Source organism: Streptomyces sp. NPDC023527 (assembly GCF_055560115.1).
Genome location: NZ_JBVHJJ010000017.1, coordinates 1 through 21,940 on the forward strand (window position 1 = coordinate 1; position 21,940 = coordinate 21,940).

Annotated in this window: 11 protein-coding genes; 6 read left to right on the forward strand and 5 right to left on the reverse strand. The window is 73.2% G+C overall.

Annotated elements, in window-relative coordinates; translation table 11 throughout:
• Nucleotides 1-474: 474 nt before the first annotated feature.
• Both ACZ303_RS28540 and ptsP read left to right on the forward strand, forming a co-directional pair.
• Nucleotides 475-924 carry a PTS sugar transporter subunit IIA gene (locus ACZ303_RS28540; protein ID WP_467343350.1) on the forward strand — a complete coding sequence of 150 codons (450 nt, stop codon included), beginning with the start codon at nt 475-477 and terminating at the stop codon, nt 922-924.
• Nucleotides 925-1,011: 87 nt separating this feature from the next.
• Nucleotides 1,012-2,682: a phosphoenolpyruvate--protein phosphotransferase gene (gene ptsP / locus ACZ303_RS28545; protein WP_467343351.1), complete on the forward strand. Its 1,671-nt coding sequence runs from the start codon at nt 1,012-1,014 to the stop codon at nt 2,680-2,682.
• A gap of 94 nt (nt 2,683-2,776) precedes the next feature.
• Here ptsP and ACZ303_RS28550 read toward each other — a convergent pair whose 3' ends face one another.
• Both ACZ303_RS28550 and ACZ303_RS28555 read right to left on the reverse strand, forming a co-directional pair.
• Entirely contained in the window at nt 2,777-3,691 is a 915-nt protein-coding gene (locus ACZ303_RS28550) for a hypothetical protein (protein ID WP_467343352.1), read from the reverse strand.
• Nucleotides 3,692-3,713: 22 nt separating this feature from the next.
• Nucleotides 3,714-4,955 (reverse strand): MFS transporter, encoded by a 1,242-nt coding sequence (locus ACZ303_RS28555; protein WP_467343353.1) that lies wholly within the window; start codon nt 4,953-4,955, stop codon nt 3,714-3,716.
• A gap of 64 nt (nt 4,956-5,019) precedes the next feature.
• Here ACZ303_RS28555 and ACZ303_RS28560 point away from each other — a divergent pair, with 64 nt between their 5' ends.
• The gene (locus ACZ303_RS28560; protein ID WP_467343354.1) at nt 5,020-6,339 is read left to right on the forward strand and encodes an aminotransferase class I/II-fold pyridoxal phosphate-dependent enzyme; all 1,320 of its coding nucleotides are present in this window, start codon (nt 5,020-5,022) and stop codon (nt 6,337-6,339) included.
• Between the two features lie 126 nt (nt 6,340-6,465).
• Here the strand turns inward: ACZ303_RS28560 and ACZ303_RS28565 are convergent, their stop codons facing one another.
• Complete coding sequence (locus tag ACZ303_RS28565) at nt 6,466-8,493, reverse strand: acetoacetate--CoA ligase (RefSeq protein ID WP_467343355.1); 2,028 nt, start codon at nt 8,491-8,493, stop codon at nt 6,466-6,468.
• Between the two features lie 206 nt (nt 8,494-8,699).
• Here ACZ303_RS28565 and ACZ303_RS28570 point away from each other — a divergent pair, with 206 nt between their 5' ends.
• Both ACZ303_RS28570 and ACZ303_RS28575 read left to right on the forward strand, forming a co-directional pair.
• On the forward strand, nt 8,700-11,063 hold the full coding sequence (locus ACZ303_RS28570) for a glycoside hydrolase family 31 protein (RefSeq protein WP_467343356.1): 2,364 nt from the start codon (nt 8,700-8,702) through the stop codon (nt 11,061-11,063).
• Nucleotides 11,064-11,166: 103 nt separating this feature from the next.
• A complete protein-coding gene (locus ACZ303_RS28575) occupies nt 11,167-11,949 on the forward strand; it encodes a M15 family metallopeptidase (protein WP_467343357.1) in 783 nt (260 codons plus the stop codon).
• Here the strand turns inward: ACZ303_RS28575 and ACZ303_RS28580 are convergent.
• Nucleotides 11,925-19,436, reverse strand: a complete 7,512-nt coding sequence (locus ACZ303_RS28580; RefSeq protein WP_467343358.1) for an SDR family NAD(P)-dependent oxidoreductase — start codon at nt 19,434-19,436, stop codon at nt 11,925-11,927. The genes ACZ303_RS28575 and ACZ303_RS28580 overlap by 25 nt on opposite strands.
• 366 nt (nt 19,437-19,802) lie before the next feature.
• On the opposite strand from ACZ303_RS28580, the gene glpK reads away from it, so the two are divergent.
• The gene (gene glpK / locus ACZ303_RS28585; RefSeq protein WP_467343359.1) at nt 19,803-21,311 is read left to right on the forward strand and encodes a glycerol kinase GlpK; all 1,509 of its coding nucleotides are present in this window, start codon (nt 19,803-19,805) and stop codon (nt 21,309-21,311) included.
• Here glpK and ACZ303_RS28590 read toward each other — a convergent pair.
• Nucleotides 21,308-21,922 (reverse strand): GTP-binding protein, encoded by a 615-nt coding sequence (locus ACZ303_RS28590; RefSeq protein WP_467343360.1) that lies wholly within the window; start codon nt 21,920-21,922, stop codon nt 21,308-21,310. The two genes, glpK and ACZ303_RS28590, sit on opposite strands and share 4 nt — an antisense overlap.
• Between the last annotated feature and the right edge of the window lie 18 nt (nt 21,923-21,940).

Consider the following 21,940-nt stretch of genomic DNA (forward strand, 5'->3'; position numbering starts at 1 on the left):
AGTCTGGCGTTGACTTTTGGCACGCTGTTGAGTTCTCAAGGAACGGACGCTTCCTTTGGTCCCGTTTCCGGGCCCTCCGGGCGCTTCCCTTCGGTGTTCCACCACTCTATCAGGACTTTTCCCGCTCCCTTACCGCTCGTTTTCCGCAGTCACAATGGACACACGGGCATACAGAAGCGGATCCGGGAAATGGATCGTATCCGATAGGTTCCGCCCTCGCCTCGCTCGCAGTTGTCTGCGGCCTCGGTCGTGGGCAGGGATCCGACAGTACATGTCCTGGCTCCGGCGAGGCAAATCGATTGTTGAGCCCTTCCGGCCGCCTCCATGGTCGCCTCCATGGTCACGGAGAGTTCCGTCGGCCGACCCTCGCTCGTGCGGAACCCTCAGTTCCTATGACATACGCTTCTGACCAGTGCGTCGTCCAGGACAGGCAGTGACGGCGCGTGATGAATCTCCACCCCTGGGAGGCTTCCCATGACCACCGTGACGTCCCCTCTTGCCGGACGTGCCATCGGACTCGCGGCAGTGCCCGATCCGGTCTTCTCCGGCGCGATGGTGGGACCCGGTACCGCCATTGACCCCGTGCGTGAGCCCCATGCCGCGGTCTCGCCCGTCGACGGCGTCATCGTCTCGCTCCACCCCCACGCGTTCGTCGTCGTCGACGCGCTCGGGCACGGTGTGCTGACGCACCTCGGCATCGACACCGTGCAGCTCAACGGCGAGGGCTTCGAGCTGCTCGTCAACAAGGGCGACACCGTTACGCGCGGGCAGGAAGTCGTGCGTTGGGACCCGGTCGCCGTCGAGCAGGCCGGCAAGTCGCCGATCTGCCCTGTCGTCGCGCTCGAGGCCACTGCCGACTCGCTCGGCGATGTTCGCGAGGACGGCGATGTCAAGGCAGGCGACTCGCTGTTCAGCTGGCAGTAGGCCGACCCCGTCCCCGGTAAGAGGGGACGGCACGTACGACATCCACCGCGGCGGCCCGAGCCGCCGCATCAACCGGAGACGGGTGAAATGGAGACAACGCTGCGAGGCGTCGGCGTGAGCCACGGTGTGGCGATCGGCGAGGTGCGGCACATGGGCACGGCGGTTCTCGAGCCGCCGGCCAAGCAGATCCCGGCCGATGAGGCGCCGCGCGAGCAGGGGCGCGCCCGCCAGGCCGTGGAGGCTGTGGCCGCCGACCTCATCGCGCGCGGCAACCTGGCCGGTGGCGAGGCCCAGCACGTGCTCGAGGCCCAGGCCATGATGGCGCAGGACCCGGAGCTCATGGCGGACGTCGAACGGCGCATCACCGTCGGCAGCACCGCCGAGCGTGCGGTGTACGACGCCTTTGCCGCCTACCGCGCGCTGCTCGCCAACGCCGGCGAGTACCTGGCCGGCCGGGTGGCCGACCTCGACGACGTGCGGAATCGTATCGTCGCGCGTCTGCTGGGCGTTCCGATGCCGGGCGTGCCGGACAGCGACGAGCCCTACGTGCTGATCGCGCGGGACCTCGCGCCCGCCGACACCGCGCTGCTCGACCCGACGCTGGTGCTCGGCTTCGTCACCGAGGAGGGCGGGCCGACCAGCCACAGCGCCATCCTGGCGCGGGCGCTCGGCGTGCCGGCGGTCGTGGCGCTGCCCGGCGCCGGCGAGCTGACCGAGGGCACGGTCGTGGCCGTCGACGGCAGCACGGGTGACATCTTCGTCGACCCGAGTGCCGAGAAGCGCGCCGAGCTGACGAAGGCCGCGGAGGCGCGCAAGGCCGCTCTCGCCGCCTCGTCCGGTCCGGGTGCGACGTCGGATGGGCACAAGGTGCCGCTGCTCGCGAACGTCGGCGGTCCGGCGGATGTGCCGGCCGCGGTCGAGGCGGGTGCGGAGGGCGTCGGTCTGTTCCGTACCGAGTTCCTCTTCCTGGACGACAGCAAGAAGGCGCCGTCCGAGGAGAAGCAGGTCGAGGCCTATCGCAAGGTGCTCGAGGCGTTCCCCGAGGGCCGTGTGGTCGTGCGGGTGCTGGACGCGGGCGCGGACAAGCCGCTCGACTTCCTGACGCCGGCCGACGAGCCCAACCCGGCGCTGGGCGTGCGCGGTCTGCGGACGCTGCTGGACCACCCGGCCGTGCTGCGCACGCAGCTCACCGCGCTGGCGAAGGCCGCCGAGGGACTGCCGGTCTACCTTGAGGTCATGGCCCCGATGGTGGCGGACCGTACGGACGCGAAGGCGTTCGCGGACGCGTGCCGTGAGGCCGGGCTGCGGGCGAAGTTCGGTGCGATGGTGGAGATTCCGTCCGCCGCGCTGCGGGCCCGCTCGATCCTCCAGGAGGTCGAGTTCCTGTCGCTGGGCACCAACGACCTGGCGCAGTACACCTTCGCCGCCGACCGTCAGGTCGGCGCGGTGTCGCGGCTCCAGGACCCGTGGCAGCCGGCGCTGCTCGACCTCGTCGCCGCGTCCGCCGAGGCCGCCAAGGCCGAGGGCAAGAGCTGCGGCGTGTGCGGTGAGGCCGCCTCGGACCCGCTGCTGGCCTGCGTGCTGACCGGTCTGGGTGTGACCAGCCTGTCCATGGGTGCCGCGTCGATTCCGTACGTGCGCGCGACCCTGGCGAAGCACACGCTGGCCCAGTGCGAGCGTGCCGCCGCCGCGGCCCGTGCCACGGACACCGCCGAGGAGGCCCGTGTGGCCGCGCAGGCGGTGCTGTCCGGCGAGTGAGCCGGTGGCGCTCGACGCCCCTTTGACGTGAGGTGCCCCGCCGACCGGCGGGGCACCTTTCGCGTATCGGCTCGCGTATCGGCGCGTCGGTGTGTCAGTGCGTCATCCCGGCCTCCCCCTCCCCCGGTTCCTCCAGGGGGATGCCCGCGCGGTAGTCGACGCCGGGCTCGGGGGGCACGGGTTCGCCGGTCCGCGCGTCCGTGCAATAGGCGGCGAAGACCTCGGCTTCGCTGAGGGGCCTCAGCCATCCGTCGCGCAGGCTCCAGCCCCGTACGGTGTCGCGGCTGCCGGGCACGGTGGTGCGCAGGACGACGCCACCGGGGCGGTCGGTGGCGATGCCGGCGGCCAGCACCGTGCAGAAGACCAGGGTCGCCGCCTCCCTCAGGTGCAGGAGGCCGTCCTCGCGGTGCCCGGCGTGGAGGACGGCGACGAGCGGTGTCTCCCCTTCGGCCGGGACGCTGCACACCAGGTGGTGCGCGCCGGGTCCGACCGCGCGGACGAGTCTGCGCAGCGCCTGGGTGGCGCGGGCGAAGGCCGCCCGGCCGGTGTCCTCGCCGCAGGAGGCGCAGTCACCGCCGCGGGTGAGGAGGGCGGAGGCGTATTCCCAGGTGGCCTGCTGTTCCGCCTCGTTGATGAGCTGCGGGAGCAGGCGCCTGATGGGCTGGCCCTCGTAGGTGAGCCTGGTGCCGGTCGCGGCGATCTCCGCCGTGTAGCGGGTGCGGCTGGCGGGGGTGTCGGGGTCGAGGTGGGCGTCGGCGCAGAACTCCTCGTAACCGACGGGGTCGAAGAGGGCGACGCTCGTGTGCGTGCCCTGTCTGCTGAGTGAGTGCAGCAGGCCCTCCATCTGCCGCAAATACGTCGCGTGGTCGTCGAAGTGGAAGGATCCGTATCGCCGCATGGCGGCGAAGTCGGCCTCGTCGGCCAGCACGGCCACGGTGCTGGGCACTTCGCGGCGCAGTGCGCGCCGCGCCTTCAGTTGTCGATTGGCCTCGTTCCTGGCGTGCGCCATCTTTCCCCCTCGGCACGAACGATCAATGCTCACTCACCGTAACCGAGGGCACTGACAATGCCGTCCGCTCGCGGTCGCGCACCAGTCGTCGCTGTGCGCAGGACACGGCGGCGAGGCCGGTGCCGAAGGCGAGCCAGCCGAGGGGGCCCGCCGCGATGGCGGCGGTCACGGTCAGTGGTCCGACGCTGCGCTGGACGGCTTGGCTGAGGCCGTGGACCCCGAGGTAGGCGCCCTGGGCCGTGGGCGGGGCGAGGGCGACGGACAGTTCCCAGGACACGGTCGCGTGGAGCATCTCGGCGACGGTGAAGGCGGTGGCGGCCAGGATGAGCGCGACGGCGGCGAGCCATGGGGTGCCGGTGGTCGAGGCGGCGAGGGCGGCTCCGCCGGCGAGGAAGACGGCGGCCAGGGGCAGCAGGGCGTTGCGGGCGGCGGACGGGGTGGTGCCGAAGCGTGCGAAGGGGACCTGGAAGCAGACCACGAGCACGTTGTTGAGCACGAGCAGGAGGGGGACGAGTCCGTGCGGCGCGGTCGTGGCCGTCACCGCCCACAGCGGCAGACCGATCTTGAAGACGGAGTCGTCGAGGAAGAGGACGACTTCTGTGGCGGTGTAGGCGAGATAGCGGCGGTCGCGCCAGGGGTTGGCCGGTGATGGCGCGGAAGGCGTCCCGGACGTGCCGGTGGTGACGATCCGGGAGGCCGACGGCGGTTCGCCGCAGCGCAGGCTCAGTGCCGCGGCGGCGACGAAGGTGAGCGCGTCGCCGATGAGCAGGGCGCGGTAGACGGTGGCCGATCCAGCGGTGAGGGCCGCGGCCGCCACGAGTCCGCCGACGGCCCAGCCGATGTTGGAGGAGGTGCGGTTGACGGCCTGGTAGCGGGCGCGCTCGGAGCCGGCGACGCGGGTGGCGTAGAGCCTGGTGAGGACGGCGGACGCGCGGTCGCCGAGGCTGCCGACGGCGGCGATGGCGAGCAGGGCGGGCAGGTCGGTGGTGGTGAGGAGGGCGAGCGAGGCGGCAGCGCGTACGACCTGGACGGCGAACAGCAGGGGCCGCAGGGGCATCCGGTCGGCCAGGAGGCCGCCGAGCGGTGGGCCCGCGATTCCGATGGCGCCGGAGACGCCGAGCAGGAGGCCGATCTCCGCGGTGCCGAGTCCGGCGACGTAGGTGAAGTAGAGGGCGGCGGTCGCCCCCCAGAGGCCGGAGCCCATCTTGTCGACGAAGGTGACGGCGAGCATGCGGCGGCCGTCCGGTCCCCCGGGTATGTGCATGAAGTGTTTCCCCCTTGACCCGACGCTCTTGACCGAGCATTTGTACTGATACATACTCAGATCTGTGGCAACACAATATGAGTTCACGGGTACGAACGCCAAGGGAATCGCCGCGTCCATCGAACGGGGCGTCGCCGACGGGGCCCTCCCGCCGGGCAGCGCGCTGCCGCCCGTACGCACGCTGGCCGAGCGGCTCGGAGTGAGTCCGGGGACGGTCGCGGCCACGTACAAGGAGCTTCGCGGGCGCGGCATCGTCATGACGCGCGGGCGTGGCGGGACGGTGGTGGCCGAGGCCCCGGCGGTCGCCTCCCGGCGGCCGCCGAAGGTGCCGGAGGGGCTGCGCGACCTGGCGGGCGGCCATCCCGACGAGGCGTTCCTCCCGCACGGCCTGCCGTCCGTGCGGCTCGTGCCGGGGGCGCGTTCGCACCGGTCGTCGCCTCGGGTGGCGCGGCTGGAGGAGCTCGTCCGCGCCTGGTACGAGCGGGACGGCGTGCCGTCGGGCCATGTGACGTTCGCGCACAGCGCGCTCGACTGTGTGGCACGGCTGCTGTCGGTGGAGCTGCGGCCGGGTGACACGGTGGCGATGGAGGACCCGGGCTACCACCATCTGCTGGATCTCGTCCCCGCGCTGGGGTTCCGGTCCGTGCCGGTGGCGGTGGACGACGAGGGGATGCGGCCCGATGCCCTGCGGTCCGCGCTGCGGGCGGGCGTCCGGGCGGTGGTCTACAGTCCACGGTCGCAGAATCCTTACGGCGGGTGGTTCTCGCCCGAGCGGCGCGACGCCCTGGCGGCGGTGCTGGCGGAGGCGCCGGATGTCCTGGTCGTCGAGAACGACCACACGGCGGAGATCGCGGGGGCGCCGCTGCACAGCCTGACCGCGCGCGGACCGGCGCGGTGGGCCCAGGTCCGTACCGTCACCAAGTACTTGGGCACGGATCTGCGGTGGGCGTCGCTGGCGTGCGACGCGACCACGCTGGCCCGGCACGACGGGCGGCTGCTGCTGACGTCCGGCTGGGTGAGCCACGCCCTGCAGGAGGCGGTGGCCGGGCTGCTGACCGACGCGGCGACCCAGGCGCTGGTGTCCGAGGCCCATGACACGTATGTGCTGCGGCGCGAGGCCCTGCTCGGGGAGTTGGCGCGGCACGGGATCGCCGCGCACGGGGCCAGCGGGTTGAACGTGTGGGTGCCGGTGCGGGATGAGGCGGCGGTCGTCAATGGGTTGCGGTCGGCGGGGTGGTGGGTCGCCGCCGGAGCGCGGTTCCGCATTGCCGCGGGGCCGGGGGTCCGGGTCACGACGGCGGGTCTGGGGGTGGCGGAGTCGGTGGGGTTCGCGGCGGACTTCGCCGCGGCGCTGGGTGAGACGCAGGCCACGTATGGGGGGTGAGGGGGTGGGTGCGGCTGGGTGGCTGGCGTTTTGTCCTCAACCGCCGGACGGCTGGTGTTTTGCCCTCAATCGCCGGACGGGCTCGGTGGTACCGCGGGCGGCTCGGTGGGGGCTCGCGTCCTGTCCTCAACCGCCGGACGGGCTTGATTTTGCGCGGTCGCGGGCCAGCTTCTCGTAGAAGTGGAGGAGGTCGACGTTGTCGACCGAGCCGGGGTTGACCGCCTTTTCCATGGGGGTGCCCTGGAGGAGGCGTTTGACCGGGACCTCTATGCGCTTGCCGGTGAGGGTGTGCGGGATGCCGGTGACCTCGATGACCTCGTCGGGGACGTGGCGGGGGGAGAGCTGTTGGCGGATGGTGCTCTTGATGCGGTCGAGGAGGTCGTCGTCGAGCTCGGCGCCGGGCGCGAGATGGACGAAGAGCGGCATCCAATAGCCGCCATCGGGCTGTTCGACGCCGATGACGAGGGACTCACGGATCTCGGGGAGCCGTTCGACCGCCTCGTAGATGTCGGCGGAGCCCATGCGGACACCCTGGCGGTTGAGGGTCGAATCCGAGCGGCCGTGGATGACGACGCTGCCGCGTGAGGTGAGGGTGATCCAGTCGCCGTGGCGCCAGACGCCGGGGAACATGTCGAAGTAGCTGTCGTGATAGCGGCTGCCGTCGGGGTCGTTCCAGAAGTGGATCGGCATCGACGGCATGGGGCCCGCGACGATCAGCTCGCCGACCTCGTCGACGACGGGCTTGCCGTGCGCGTCCCACGCCTGGAGGTCGGTGCCCAGGCAGGGGGCCTGGAGCTCGCCGATGTGCACCGGCAGGGTCGGCATGGCGCCGGCGAAGCAGCTGCAGACATCCGTGCCGCCGCTCACCGAGGCGATCCACATGTCCTGCGCGACCTCGTCGTGGATCCAGCGGAAGCCGTCGGGCGGCAGCGGTGAGCCGGTGGTGGCGACGCACTTGACGCGGGAGAGGTCGAAGTCGCGGCCCGGGTGGACGCCGGCCTTGCGGCAGGCCATCACATAGGCGGCGGAGGTGCCGTAGAGGGTGGCCCCGGTGCGTTCGGCGATGCGCCACTGGGCGGCGGTGTCGGGGTAGCCGGGGCTGCCGTCGTAGAGGACGACGGTGGAGCCCACCAGGAGGCCGGAGACGAGGAAGTTCCACATCATCCAGCCGGTCGAGGTGTACCAGAAGAAGCGGTCGCCGGGGCCGAGGTCGCAGTGCAGGGCGAGCTGCTTGAGGTGTTCGACGAGGATGCCGCCCTGGGACTGGACGATGGCCTTCGGCAGGCCCGTGGTGCCCGAGGAGTACAGCACCCACAGCGGGTGGTCGAAGGGGACCTGCTCGAAGACCGGCTCGACGTCGGCCGAGGTCAGAGCGTCCCAGTCGAGCGCGCCTTCGGGGGCCGGGGTGCCCAGCAGCGGGATGTGGACGACCGCGCGGACCGTGGGCAGTCCGGCGCGCAGCTCGGCGACCGTCTCGGCCCGGTCGTGGCGCTTGCCGCCGTAGTGATAGCCGTCGACGGTGAAGAGGACGACGGGCTCGACCTGCTGGAAGCGGTCCAGGACGCTGCGGGCGCCGAAGTCGGGCGCGCAGGAGGTCCACACGCCGCCGACGGCGGCGGTGGCGAGCAGGGCGACGACGGCCTGCGGGATGTTGGGCACATAGGCGCTGACGCGGTCGCCGGGGCGGACGCCGAGGCGGCGCAGCTCTGCCGCGAGGGAGCCGACCCGCGCGCGGAGCTCGGCCCAGCTCACCGGGGTGGGCTCATGGGCCTCGTCGACGTGCAGGAGGGCGGGCTCGGCGGCGCGGGCGGGGTCCTCGGCGGTGCGCAGGGCGTGCTCGGCGTAGTTGAGGTGGGCGCCGGGGAACCACCGGGCGCCGGGCATCGCGGGATCGGCGAGGACCCGCTCGTACGGGCTGGAGAAGCGGACGTCGCACCACTCGGTGAGGGCCTGCCAGAAGTCCTCGACGCGCTCGACGGACCAGCGGTGCAGCGCGGCATAGCTCGCGGCGGGGTCGCCGGCGACGGGGGCGGGCGCGCCGTGGCGCTCGGCGGCCCAGGCGTGGAAGCGGGTGACCTGGGCGCGGGCGACGCGGTCCTGGCCGGGGGTCCACAGGGGCTCCGGCTGGGTGGCGGGCTGCGGTGCGGTGGTCATCTGGCTGCTCCCGGCTGTACGCGTCGTGGGCGTCGCCGCGCGCACCGGCGGGTTCTGCGCGGGACACGGCTGACGAGGACGATGCCATGTGATCGACTCGTACACCAGCCCTGTGGATAACCCGCGGCGGCCGGCGGGCTCCCGGCGGGGTGAACGACAGTTGAACGCACCACGCGCCCGCGGGCCGCGGTGGCAGGCTGAGCAGCATGGATGCGCGGGATCTGCGGCGGTTGATGAGGACGGTCGGGACGGCACAGGGGCTGCGGTCCGTGCGGTCCGCGTGGCGGCGGCGCCGGGCGGACGCGGCGGGGCTGCCACGGCCGGGCGCGGAACGGGCGCGGGTGCCGGGCGCGGCGCTGGGGGCCGATCCGGGGCCCGGCGGCGGGGTGGTGAGGTTCGCCCGGTCGTCGCTGCTGGTGCGGGTCGCGGCGGGCGGCGCGGTGTTCTGTGGCTGGGACGGTGCCGGGCCGGATCCCTCCTACGCGCTGGCCGGGCCCGTACCGGAGGTGGACGAGCGGGCCGTGCTGGAGCCGGACAAGGACGGCGGCTGGCGGGTGGTGTCCGAGCGGGTGCTGGTGGTGGTGAGCCGGCACGGCGCGGTGGAGGTGCGCACGCCCGGCGGGGTGCTGCTGCGGCGCGATCTGCCGCCGCGCTGGTGGGAGCCGGTGGATCCGGCCGCCGGGCGGACCGCGGGGGCGCGCTGGACGCAGCGGTCGGAGGTGCCGGCGGACGCCCGGTTCTTCGGGCTGGGCGGCCGGGCCGCGGGCCCTCGGCTGCGGGACGGCTCGTACCGGCTGTGGAACACCGATCCGGGGCCGTTCGAGCCGGAGGAGGATCCGCTGTACATCACCATGCCGGTGCAGCTGGTGGTGGCGGACGCCGGCACGCATCTGGCCTTTCACGACAACTCCTGGGACGGCCGGGTGACGTTGCGGGAGGGCGAGGAGGGGGCGGGCTCGGGGCACGACCGGCCGGGCCGCTGCGAGCTGCGGATGGACGGCGGGCCGCTGCGCTCCTGGGTGATCGTGGGTACTCCCGCGCGCGTGCTGCACGGCTGGGCGGCGCTGACCGGGGGCGCGGCGCTGCCGCCCGCCTGGGCGCTGGGTCACCACCACGCGCGCTGGGGATTCGGCAGCGAGCGGGAGGTGCGGCGGGTGGTGGCGGGCTATGTGGAGCGGGGTCTGCCGCTGTCGGCGCTGCATCTGGACATCGACCACTACCGCGGCCACCGGGTCTTCACCGTGGACCGGGAGGCTTTCCCGGATCTGCCGGGGCTGGCGGCCGACCTGCGGGAGCAGGGGGTGCGGCTGGTGTCCATCGTGAACCCGGCGGTGAAGGCCGAGCCGGGTCTGTCGGCGTACGACAGCGGTACGGAGGCGGGGGCGTTCGTGCGGGACGCCCGGGGGCGTCAGGTGCGCGGGGTGGTGTGGCCGGGCGAGGCGGTCTTCCCCGACTTCACCGATCCCGCGGTGCGTGAGTGGTGGGGCGGGCTGTACGCGGAGCGGCTGGCGCAGGGTTTCGCGGGCTTCTGGCACGACATGAACGAGCCGGTGTCGTTCGCGGCGTTCGGCGATCCGACACTGCCCCTGTCGGCCCGGCACGCGCTGGAGGGCCGGGGCGGTGACCACCGTGAGGCGCACAATGTGTACGGGCTGACCATGGCGCGCGCCGGCTATGAGGGCGTGCGCGCGCTGCGGCCGGACGACCGGCCGTTCCTGTTCTCGCGGTCCGGCTGGGCGGGCATGCAGCGCTACGGCGGGACGTGGTCCGGTGACGTGGCCACCGGCTGGCCGGGGCTGCGGGCGTCGCTGGCGCTGGTGCTGGGTCTGGGGCTGTGCGGGGTGCCGTATTCCGGTCCGGACATCGGCGGGTTCACGGGGTCGCCGTCGCCGGAGCTGTATCTGCGCTGGTTCCAGCTGGGCGCGTATCTGCCGCTGTTCCGTACGCACGCGGCGGTCTTCGCGGGGCGCCGGGAGCCGTGGGAGTTCGGCGCGGAGATCCTCGAACACGCGGGGGCGGCGCTGCGGGAGCGGGTCCGGCTGGTGCCGTATTTCGTGACGCTCGCGCATCTGGCGCGGCGCACCGGTGCCCCGTACGTCCGCCCGGTGTGGTGGCGTTCGCCCGAGGACCGGGCGCTGCGGGACTGCGAGGACGCGTTCTTGCTGGGTGATTCGCTGTTGGTGGCGCCGGTGCTGGAGCAGGGTGCGGACCGGCGGGCGGTCCGGCTGCCGCGGGGGCGGTGGTACGACACGGCGACGGGGCGGGCGCACGAGGGGCCGGGGCAGGTGTTGCTGGACGCTCCGCTGTCGCGGATCCCGGTGCTGGCGCGGGCGGGTTCGGTGGTGCCGGTGGCCGGTGCGGACGGGCAGGTGGAGCTGGAGGTGTGGGCGCCCGCCGCGGGGCGTACGGGCGGCGGGGTGCTGATCGCGGACGCGGGTGACGGCTGGGGGCCGGTGGAGGTGGCGCGCTTCACGACGCGGCTGCGGGGCACGGAGGTGGAGGTCGAACAGGAGGGCGCGAGGGAGGTGGCGTATCCGGTGCGGGTGCGCGGGGTGAAGGACGACGGGTGAGCGCGAGGAGCCGGGGTGCGCAGGGTGAAGGACTACAGGTGAGCGCGAGAAGCCGGTGCGCGGCTCTTCCCTCCGTGCCCGTCTTCCTGGTATCGCAGGGCGCATGCCAGCACTCCGCGTCGCATTGCGTGCTCTCGCCCTTCCGCTCGCCGCCCTCCTGGCCCTCTCGTCCGCGCCCGCCGCACGGGCGGAGTCGGTGCCGGGCCGGCCGAAGGGGTTCGTGGCCCTCTCGGACGTCGATCCCACGATCGTCCAGGAGATGCGCTACGCCACCGTGCACAACTTCACCGGCCATCGCGTGGACGGCTACCGGCGTCCCGTGTGCCTGCTCACCCGCCCGGCCGCCGAGGCCCTGCGCACGGCGCAGCGTGCCGTGCTGCGCCGTGGGTACACCCTGAAGGTCTACGACTGCTACCGGCCGCAGCGCGCGGTCGACGACTTCGTGGCGTGGGCGGAGGACCTCGGCGACGAGCGGATGAAGGGTGAGTTCTTTCCGCGCGTCGAGAAGTCGCGGCTGTTCGAGGACGGCTATATCGCCGCGAAGTCCGGGCACAGCCGGGGCAGCACCATGGATGTGACGCTGGTGCGGCTGCCGGTGCGGCCGACGCGCCCCTACGTGCCCGGGGAGCCGCTCGTGCCCTGTTACGCGCCCAGGGCGGAGCGTTTCCCCGACAACTCGGTCGACATGGGCACCGGTTACGACTGTTTCGACACGCTGTCGCACACCCTCGACCCACGGATCCAAGGTGCTCGGCGGACGAACCGGCTGCTGCTCAAGTCGACGCTGGAGGAAGCCGGTTTCGTCAATCTGGCGGAGGAGTGGTGGCACTTCACGCTCCGCGGCGAGCCGTTCCCGGACACCTATTTCGACTTCCCCGTCCGCTGAGGCGGTCCTGGCCCGTCGGCGAGGGTCGTCCCCGTGCTGTCGTTGCGGAGGCCCAGCCGCAGGTGGATGATCCGCGCCAGGTCGGCGATGGTGCCGTTGCTGCGCAGGAGCTCCATGGGCGGAATGTCGATGTCGTACTGCTGCCGCAGGGTGACCAGCATTTCGGTGGCCATGAGGGAGTCCGTGCCGTATTCGTCGAGCCTGCGGTGGTGGTCGAGCTGATCGGCGGGCAGCTGCAGGACGTCGGCGAGCATGCCGGCCAGGGAGGTGGCGATGAGTTCCAGGGCTTCGTCGGTGGTCATTCCGGCGAGAGCCCGCAGCAGCTCCTCGTGAGTGGTGGCTCCGCCCTCGACGAGCGCCGGCAGCAGGTCGAACAGGCGCGGTGCCCCGATGGTCGGCAGCAGCCGGTGTGCCACGGCCCAGTTGAGGCGTGCGGCGCCGGTGAGCGGCACGTCGGCGACGAGGACGTCGTCGGCGACGTCGAACGCCTCCCGGAGGGTGATCGGTTCCAGCCCGGCCCGGGACAGGAAGGGGGTGAGGTCGTTGCGCACCGCGTATCCGGTCTCGCCCAGGGCTCCCCAGGCGATCGCGGTGCCGGGCAGGCCGTCCCGGCGGCGCCGGCGGATCAGGGCCTCCAGGGCGAGGTTGGCGCCCGCGTAGGGGGCCTGGGCGATATTGCCGGTGGCCGAGGCGACGGAGGAGTGGACGAGGAAGAGGTCCAGGGACCGGTCGCGCGTCACGGCGTCCAGGACCGCGGCGCCGGCCAGTTTGGGGGCGAGGACGGCGCGGAGGCGTTCGTCGGTCAGTTCGGTCAGGGGTGCGTCGTCGAGGTGCATCGCGGAGTGGACGACGCCGCGGAGGGGGTGCCCGGTGGCGTCGGCTTCCTCCACGACGCGGCGCACGGCGGCGAGGTCGGTGACGTCGGCCGCGTGGGCGCGGGCGGTGACTCCCCGGGCGGAGAGTTCCGCCAGGAGGGCGGGCGCTTCCGGTGACCGTTCTCCCCTGCGCCCGATGAGGTCGAGGTGACGTGCTCCCCGGTCGGCGAGCCAGCGGGCGGTCGCGGCGCCGAAGCCGCCGAGGCCGCCGGTGACCAGGTAGGTGCCCTGCGGGTCGAGGCGGGGTGCCGGCCGGTGGCGTTCGACGGTCACGGGGTCGTCGGAGGGGTCGAAGGAGACCACGGCCTTGCCGATGTGCCGGGAGTGCTGGAGCAGGGCGAAGGCGTCGGCGATCCGGGCGGCCGGGTGGACGCTGTGGATGAGCGGCCGGCAGCGCCCGGTGCGGATCGCCGTGGCGACCTCGGTGAACTGTGCGCGGGCCAGTTCCGGTTCGGCGAGCAGCGCGGTGAGGTCGACCCCGAAGAAGGCGATGTTGTTGGCGAACGGCCGCAGCAGCAGGGGCTTGTTCTCGTGGATGTCGCGCTTGCCCAGCTCGACGAAGCGGCCGCCGGGGCGCAGCGCCTCCAGCCCGCGGGTGATGGCCTCGCCGGCGAGGGAGTTGAGGACGACGTCCACGCCGCGGCCGCCGGTCAGCTCGCGGACGTCCTCGGCGAAGGCCAGGGTGCGTGAGTCCAGGACGTGTTCGGCGCCGAGGGCGCGCACCAGGTCGCGTTTGAAGGGGTTGCCCGCGGTGGCGACGACACGGGCGCCGCGCCGGCGCGCGTACTGGAGGGCGGCGAGGCCGACGCCCCCGGCGGCACCGTGCACGAGGACCGTCTCGCCGGGGGCGAGCCGGGCGAGGTGACCGAGGCTGTAGTGGACGGTGAGGAAGGCGATCGGCAGCGTGGCGCCCTCGGTGAACGACATGCTCTTGGGGAGCCGGCCCACGGCGTGCTCGACGGTGCGGACGTGGGAGGCGAACGCGCCGGGAGCCAGGGCGAAGACGCGGTCGCCCGGTCGCACGGAGGTCACCCCGGGGCCGGTCGCCGTGACGAGGCCCGCGCATTCCATGCCGACCCCGGTGGCGGCCGGGCCGTGGCGGGGATCGGCGGGCAGGAGGTCGACGGCCTGCATGATGTCGCGGTAGTTCAGGGCGGCGGCGCGGACGGCGACGACGACCTCGCCCGGGCCCGGTGCGGGGATGTCGTTCTCCACCCAGGCGAGGCGGTAGCCCATCCCGAGGTCGCGCACCTCCAGGGAGAAGGCCGGTACGCGGCTGCCGTGGGCCGTTCCCTGGGGGGCCTCGGTCCACTCCACCGTGCGGGGGACGAAGCGGCCGCCCGCGGTGAGGGCGATCTCGTCCTCCTCCGTGGGGGTGAGGAGTTCGCCCACGACCCGCCGGCCGTCGGCGGCCGCGTCGTCGCCGCGTTCGAGGGAGAGGCGCTTGACGGTCACATGGGGGTGTTCGTTCGCCAGGGAGCGGGTGGCGCCCCACAGGGCCGCCGTGTGGGGGTGCGACGCCTGTTCCGGCGCGGGCAGGGCTCCGGTCGGCCGGGTCACCAGCCACAGGTGCGGCTGCCGGCGGTCGCCGAACTGCTCGAAGGCGGTGGCGAGGGCGCGCAGGACGGCTGTTCTGCGGGTGGTCAGGTCCAGCAGGGCATCGGCGGGGAGCGGCTCGGGGGCGTCGTCCAGTACGAGGACGACCGTCACGGCCGGCCGGTCCTCGAAGAGCTCGCTCCAGTACCGCGGGTCGCCGCTCGCCCCGGAGGCGCGCAGGACCGCGGCGCCCGCGGTTTCCAGCGCCGCGGCCACCGCGCCGGGCAGGTCCGTACGGTCGCCCTCCTCACCGGCCACGATCCAGGACCGGGTGCCGTCGGGCGCCGGCAGCGGCGTCTCCGGCACCGGACCCCCCGGGGCGGCTGCGAGCAGGACCGACATCCCGGCGGGGACGTCGCCCTTCTTCCTGTCGCCGGTGCGCACGACGCCCGTGAATCCGCAGTCGCGCAGCAGGCCGGGCCACTGCCGGGCGGGGAGCAGGAGGGAGTCCGGGCGGAGTTCGCGGTCGGTGAACGCCCAGAAGCTTTCGAGCATTCCGAAGAGCGGGGCGAGGACTTCGTGGTCGTGCATCTCCATGGCCAGGAGATGGCCGCCCGGGGCCAGCAGCCGTTTCGTCCCCCGCACCGCCCGGGCGAGGTCCTTGGCCGTGTGCAGGGCGTTGGCCGCCACGACGACGTCGAATGTGCCCGGGACGAGGCCCTGCGCACAGGGGTCGGTGTCGAGGTCGAGCGTCCCGTACGTGACGAAGTCATGCGCCGCGAAGCGCTTCTCGGCCCGTGCGACGAACAGTGCGGAGAGGTCGGTGAAGTGGTAGCGGGTGCGGTCGGGCGGCATGACCGGCAGGAGGGCCGCGGTGGTGCCGCCGGTACCGCCGCCCACTTCCAGGACGCGCAGCGGCCGGCCGGCGGGCCACAGCGCGGCCATCTCCCGTACCAGCGCCTGCAGCACCCGGTTGTGGAACCGCATCAGGGGGCTGATGTCGAAGAACTGCTCGAACCTTTCGGGGCCGCCCTCCTCGAACAGGGCCTCCACGGCGTTGCTCTCCCCGAGCAGGTCCTCGAAGTCCGCCGCGCGTCCGTACAAGGAGAGGTCCGCACCGAATGCGGGGAAGTCCCGGCCCATCCGGAGCATGCGCTCGGCCGCGTCGAACCCCGCCGGGGCCAGGGTCCACCGGCCGTCCTCGATCCACCTCGCCAAGGCGCCGTGGCGCTCCGCCAGGGCGATGAGCTGGGTCAGCAGACGGCGGTGGCGGGGCAGGACACCCGCGTCCAGCAGGTCCTCGACGCTGAAGGGGCGGGCAGGGTCGGGCAGCAGAGAGGCGATGCCCTCCCCCACGCCTTGGGCGACGCATTCCTTGAGCCCGTGGAGCACCTGGTCGTAGCGGAAGCGCCGCCAGTCGTCCCGCAGTTCGCGGATGCGCGGCCGGGCCGCCGCCAGGATCGTGGCGGGGCGGGGCAGCGGAGATCGCTCCGCCGGTGCGTCCGGGTGAGGCGCGGCCCTCATGACGAGCCGGTGCCGTTTCAGCGGAGTGGTGCCCGCTCGGTCGAAGCGCCGCAGCCGGCAGCCCTCCAGCTCGGCCGTGACCGTGCCGTCCTCATCCGTGACGGTGATGTCCCAGCAGATCTCGGTCCGGGTGCGTCCGCGGTCGCGTACGTGCACGAGGCCACGGGGTGCCGGGGTGCGCCAGATGCGGATCGCGTCGAACGCGGAGGGCAGGTAGCCCCGCTGCCCGTCCGTCACGAGGTCGGTCACGAGCGGCAGCCCCGCCTGGAGCGCGCCGTCCAGCAGGGCCGGGTGCACCACGTACCCCTCGGACGGCAGGTCGTGGCGGTAGGCGGCCAGGGTCTCCCCCTGTCCCACGCGGACGTCGTGGAGGGGCCGGAAGGCGGGGCCGTAGTCCAGGCCGAGGGCGGACATGGCCCGGTGGTGCGCGTCGCCGTCCATGCGCCGATCACACCGCTCGCGCACGGCGTCGAAATCGGGGGCGGGCGGCCGGCGGCGCAGCAGGGGCCGGACGCGTCCCCGGGCGTGGAGATCGGGCGTACCTCCGCGTCCCCGCCCGGCGGTGACGGTGAGGATTCCGTCGTCGGGTGAGAGGGTGCTCTGCAGGTGGACGGTGCCGGGGTTCTCCCAGGGGATGACGAGCACACGGGTCAGGTCGAAGGCCTCCACCTCCGTCGGGCCGTTCCACAGGCGTCTTCCGGCCGCCAGGGCCATCTCCGCGTAGCCCGTGGCGGGCATGATGACCGAGCCGCCGACCCGGTGGTCGGCCAGCCAGGGGACGAGTACCGGATTCACGGGGCCGTGCCAGGCCGGCTCGGCGAAGGGGAGCCGTTCGCCCAGCAGCGGATGGTCGTAGAGGCCGTTGCCCGCGCCACCGGTCCATGCCTCCGGGCCGCCGTTCCAGTGCGGTTGACGCTGCCAGGGGTAGGCGGGGAGGTCGCTCACCCGGCCCGGGACGGGGAAGTGGGCGCTCCAGTCCACGGTGGCCCCGGCGGCGATCGCGCGGGCCACGGCGGTGCGCAGGGCGACCGGACCGGCCTCCTTCCGGGAGAGTGTCGGAACGACGGCGACCGGTGAGGTGTTGCGGGCGGCCGCCCGCAGGTGCGGGCAGAGGATGGGCTCGGGTCCGACGTCGACGAAGACGTCGAATCCCTCGCTCATGAGGTGTTCGACCGCCGACCGGAACCTCACCGGGCGGCGTACGTTGTGCCACCAGTAGTCGGCGTCCAGGGCGGTTCCGTCCACGGGTCCGCCCGTGACGGTGGAGATCATGGGGAGGTGTGCCGGGCCGGGCCGCAGCCAGTCGAGCGCGGCCTTCAGGGGCTGCTCGACCGGGTCCATGGCCCTGCTGTGGAAGGCGTGGTCGAGACCGACGTCGACGCAGGGCGTACCGCTGTCCCGGTCCAGGGTGTCCGCCAGTCGCGCGAGCTGGTCGGCGGGGCCGGAGAGGGTGACGTGGCGTTCGGAGTTGACGCAGGCGATCTCCAGGTCCGGGAAGGGCGCACTCACCCGTGCGGCCTCCTCGGGGGTGAGGGCGACGACGGCCATCCGGCCCTTCCCGGCCGTCACGGCCTGGGCGCCGCCCCGTGCGGCGACGAGCCGCGCGGCGTCCTCCAGGGTCAGTGCGCCCGCCACGTGGGCCGCCGTGATCTCGCCGACGCTGTGCCCCACCACGGCCTGCGGGACGATGCCCTGCTGCCGCAGCGCCTCCACCAGCCCCACCTGGACGGCGAAGAGGAGCGGCTGCGCGACCTCCGTGGCGGAGAGCCGGACCTCCTCGGCCGGGTCCGTCAGCAGGTCCACCGCCGACCACCCGACGTGCGGTGCCAGTGCGGCGTCGGCCGCTTCGACGCCCTTGCGGAACGCCGGGCTGCCGGTGAGCAGGTCTCTCGCCATGCCCGGCCACTGCGCGCCGTTGCCGGGGAAGGCGAAGACGACGCGGCCGCGGCCGACGGTCTGTGCCGTGGCTCCGTTCCGCTCCTCCGGCGGTGCGTCGGCCTCCTCGGGCGACCGCTCGGCGAGCCGGGTGAGTCCCGCGGCCGCTTCCGCGGCGGTGTCGGCGATGACGACGGCACGGTGCGGGTGCTTCCCGCGCCGCCGGCCGGCGGTGTAGGCGAGGTCGTAGAACGCGTCGGGTCCCGCCTCCGCCAGGTGGTCCGCCGTGGCGCGTACGGCGGCGTCCAGGGCCGTACGGGAGCGGGCGGTGACCACGAACGGGCGCGGGGCGGGCGGGGGCACCGAGCGGGGCGGGAGCGGTGGGGGTGGGGCCAGGATGACGTGCGCGTTGGCGCCCCCGAAGCCGAAGGAGTTGATCCCGGCCACGGAACGGCCGTCGACGGCGACCGGGCCGGGCTCCAGGGCCGGGGCCAGGCGCAGGGCCGCGAAGTCGATGTGCGGGTTGGGCGGGGTCGCGTGCAGGGTGGCCGGGATCGCGCGGTGGCGCAGGACCAGGAGCGCCTTGAACAGGCCGGCCATGCCGGAGGCGGGTTCGAGGTGCCCGAGGTTGGACTTGACCGAACCGATGGGCAGGTCCCGCCGGGTGCGGCGGGTGCCGAGGGCTCTGCCGACGGCCCGGCACTCGGCGGGGTCCCCCACGGGTGTGCCGGTTCCGTGCGCCTCGAGGTAGACGAGGTCGTCGGGGTGCACGCCGGCCCGTGCGTAGAGGTCCCGCAGCAGGGCCTCCTGGGCCTCCGGGGACGGGAGGGCGAGCCCCATGGTCCTGCCGTCGCTGTTGGTGGCGCAGTCCACGACGACGGCGTGGACGCGGTCGCCGTCGGCGAGCGCGTCGGCCAGCCGCTTGAGCAACACCACGCCGCCGCCCTCGGCCCGTACGTATCCGTCGGCGTCGGCGGAGAAGGACCGGCAGCGGCCGCTGGGCGAGAGCATGGACGCCTGGGAGAAGCCCACGAAGTGGTAGGGGCTCAGGAGGAGGTTGACGCCGCCGGCGAGAGCGGCCCGGCCGGTGCCATCGAGCAGCGTGCGGCACGCCTCGACGAGCGCGACCAGCGACGAGGAACAGGCGGTGTCCACGGCCATGCTGGGACCGCGCAGGTCGAGGAAGTGCGAGAGCCGGTTGGCGGCGATGGCGGAGGCCGCGCCGGACATGGTGTACGCGTTGACGCTGTCGGTCATCAGCATCTGCAGGGCGCCGTAGGAGTGGTCCGAGATGCCGATGTGGACGCTGGTGTCCGACCCCGCCAGTGCGGCGGGCGCGATGCCCGCGTCGTCGCACGCCTCCACCGCCATCTCCAGCAACAGGCGTTGCTGAGGGTCCATTTGGGCGGCTTCCTTGGGGGCGATGCCGAAGTAGTCCGCGTCGAATCCGGCGATGTCCGTCAGGAATCCGCCTGCGCCGGTGCAGCTCTTGCCGGGCCGCGGCATCGAGGTGTCGACGAAGCGCGTGGCGTGGAAGCGTTCGGGCGGCACCTCGGTGACCAGGTCGCGCCCCGCCCACAGGGCCTGCCAGAGTGCGTCGAGATCCGTGATGCCGCCGGGCAGCCGGCAGGAGGCCCCGACGATCGCGACCGCCCGCTCCGCCTCGTACGCGTCCATGTCCGACCACCCGGCCTCTCACGCAGACGGCGAGCGGGCCCGTTCACGCCTGCCCTCCCATGGAGAGCGTGCGGAACCGGGCGGGTACGGCACAATCGACCCCTCACTCCTTCGAGTGAACGGTCAACCAGCGCGGGCGCATCGCCCATGGTCGAAGGGGTGAGGCGCGCGGAAGCGCAGGCGAGCGCCTGACGGGCCGCGGGCGCCATGACGCACCCTTTGAGGCGGTTGACCACCAGGGTGACAACTCCCCTTTGGGGGAACGCACTTGAGCGCGGATGATGTATACGCGCGGTCTGCCGGGCCCGCCACCGCTGGGGTATCGTGCCGTGGCCACGCAGCAGCCTCTTCAGGTCAGGAGACGCCATGACGGGCTCGTACGTCGCCGCGATCGACCAGGGCACCACCTCCAGCCGCTGCATCGTCTTCGACCGGGCGGGCGCGGTGGTGGCCGTCGACCGGCGTGAGCACCGGCAGATCTTTCCCCAGCCGGGCTGGGTGGAGCACGACGCCGCCGAGATCTGGTCGAAGGTGCGGTCCGTGGTGGCGGGTGCGCTCGCCGCGGCGGGGCTGCGGGCCGACGAGCTGAGCGCGCTGGGCATCACCAACCAGCGGGAGACCACCGTCCTGTGGGACCGCTCGACCGGCAAGCCCGTGCACAACGCCCTGGTCTGGCAGGACACGCGCACCGCCGCGCTCTGTGCGGAGCTGGGCGGCGCGGACGGCCAGGACCGGTTCCGCCAGGCCACGGGGCTGCCGCTGGCCAGCTATTTCTCCGGCCCGAAGGTGGCCTGGCTGCTGGAGCACGTGCCGGGGTTGCGGCGGCGGGCCGAGAACGGCGAGATCGCGTTCGGCACCGTCGACTCCTGGCTGATCTGGAATCTGACCGGCGGACCGGACGGCGGCGTGCACGTCACGGACGTGACCAACGCCGGGCGCACCCTGCTGATGAACCTCGCCACCCTCCAGTGGGACCCGGCCATCCTGGCCGCGATGAACATCCCCGAGGCGCTGCTGCCGGAGATACGTTCCTCCGCCGAGGTCTACGGGACGGCGGTGGGCCCGCTCGCCGGGGTGCCGGTGGCCTCGGCGCTGGGTGACCAGCAGGCGGCGCTGTTCGGGCAGACCTGCTACGGGGTGGGCGAGGCCAAGAACACGTACGGCACGGGCAGTTTCCTGCTGCTCAACACGGGCGGCACGGCGGTGCCGTCGAAGAACGGGCTGCTGACGACGGTGGGCTACCGGCTCGGCGGCGAGGAGCCGGTGTACTGCCTGGAGGGGTCGATCGCCGTGACGGGCTCGCTGGTGCAGTGGTTCCGCGACCAGCTCGGCCTGATCCGCTCCGCCGGGGAGATCGAGTCGCTGGCGGCGAGCGTGCCCGACAACGGCGGCGCCTATGTGGTCCCCGCGTTCTCCGGGCTGTACGCGCCCTATTGGCGCTCCGACGCCCGCGGTGTCATCACCGGGCTCACCGGCTACGTCACCAAGGCGCATCTGGCGCGGGCCGTGCTGGAGGCGACGAGCTGGCAGACGCGCGAGGTCGTCGACGCGATGTTCCAGGACTCCGGGGTGCGGATCAGCTCGCTCAAGGTGGACGGGGGCATGACCGCCAACGCGCTGCTGATGCAGCACCAGGCGGATGTGCTGGGCGTGCCGGTGATCCGCCCCGTGATCTCCGAGACGACGTGCCTGGGCGCCGCCTACGCGGCGGGGCTGGCCACCGGGGTGTGGCGGGACCCGGACGAACTGCGGGCGCACTGGCGGCAGGACGTGGAGTGGACGCCCCGGATGGGGGCGGCGGCGCGCGAGGGCGAGTACCGCAACTGGCGCAAGGCCGTGGAGCGCAGCTTCGGCTGGCTGGAGCCCGGCCGCTAGGCGCTTTGGCGGCCCGCCGCCCCCGCCGCTCCCGTGGCGATGGCGTGCTCGACGACGGAGACCAGGACGTGCTTGACGGACTCGCGTTCGCGGGCGTCGCACAGGATCACCGGGACCTCGGGGTCGAGGTCGAGGGCATCGCGCACGTCGTCCTCGGGGTAGCGGTCGGCGCCGTCGAAGCAGTTGACGGCGAGGGTGAAGGCGATGCCGCGCCGCTCGAAGTAGTCGACGGCGGCGAAGCAGTCCGCGAGCCGCCGGGTGTCGGCGAGGACGACCGCGCCGAGGGCGCCGCGGGCGAGCTCGTCCCACAGGAACCAGAAGCGGTCCTGGCCGGGGGTTCCGAAGAGGTAGAGGACGAGGTCGTCGCGGAGGCTGATGCGCCCGAAGTCCATGGCGACGGTGGTGGTGCGCTTGCCCTCCACGCCGGCGGTGTCGTCCACCGGACGGCCCGCCTCGGTGAGCAGCTCCTCGGTGCGCAGCGGTTTGATCTCGCTCACCGCGCCGACCATGGTGGTCTTGCCGACGCCGAAGCCGCCGGCCACCAGGAGCTTGAGCGCCACCGGATCGGTCGCGGAACGTTTGCGTCCGCGGTCAGAGCGCCCGAAGACCATGGTTGTCTCTTCCTTCGA

Coding starts and splice junctions, on each gene's coding strand:
- ACZ303_RS28540 (WP_467343350.1), top strand. CDS start 475: ATGACCACCGTGACGTCCCCTCTTGCCGGACGTGCCATCGGACTCGCG.
- ptsP (WP_467343351.1), top strand. CDS start 1,012: ATGGAGACAACGCTGCGAGGCGTCGGCGTGAGCCACGGTGTGGCGATC.
- ACZ303_RS28550 (WP_467343352.1), bottom strand. CDS start 3,691: ATGGCGCACGCCAGGAACGAGGCCAATCGACAACTGAAGGCGCGGCGC.
- ACZ303_RS28555 (WP_467343353.1), bottom strand. CDS start 4,955: ATGCACATACCCGGGGGACCGGACGGCCGCCGCATGCTCGCCGTCACC.
- ACZ303_RS28565 (WP_467343355.1), bottom strand. CDS start 8,493: ATGACCACCGCACCGCAGCCCGCCACCCAGCCGGAGCCCCTGTGGACC.
- ACZ303_RS28570 (WP_467343356.1), top strand. CDS start 8,700: ATGGATGCGCGGGATCTGCGGCGGTTGATGAGGACGGTCGGGACGGCA.
- ACZ303_RS28575 (WP_467343357.1), top strand. CDS start 11,167: ATGCCAGCACTCCGCGTCGCATTGCGTGCTCTCGCCCTTCCGCTCGCC.
- ACZ303_RS28580 (WP_467343358.1), bottom strand. CDS start 19,436: ATGGACGCGTACGAGGCGGAGCGGGCGGTCGCGATCGTCGGGGCCTCC.
- glpK (WP_467343359.1), top strand. CDS start 19,803: ATGACGGGCTCGTACGTCGCCGCGATCGACCAGGGCACCACCTCCAGC.
- ACZ303_RS28590 (WP_467343360.1), bottom strand. CDS start 21,922: ATGGTCTTCGGGCGCTCTGACCGCGGACGCAAACGTTCCGCGACCGAT.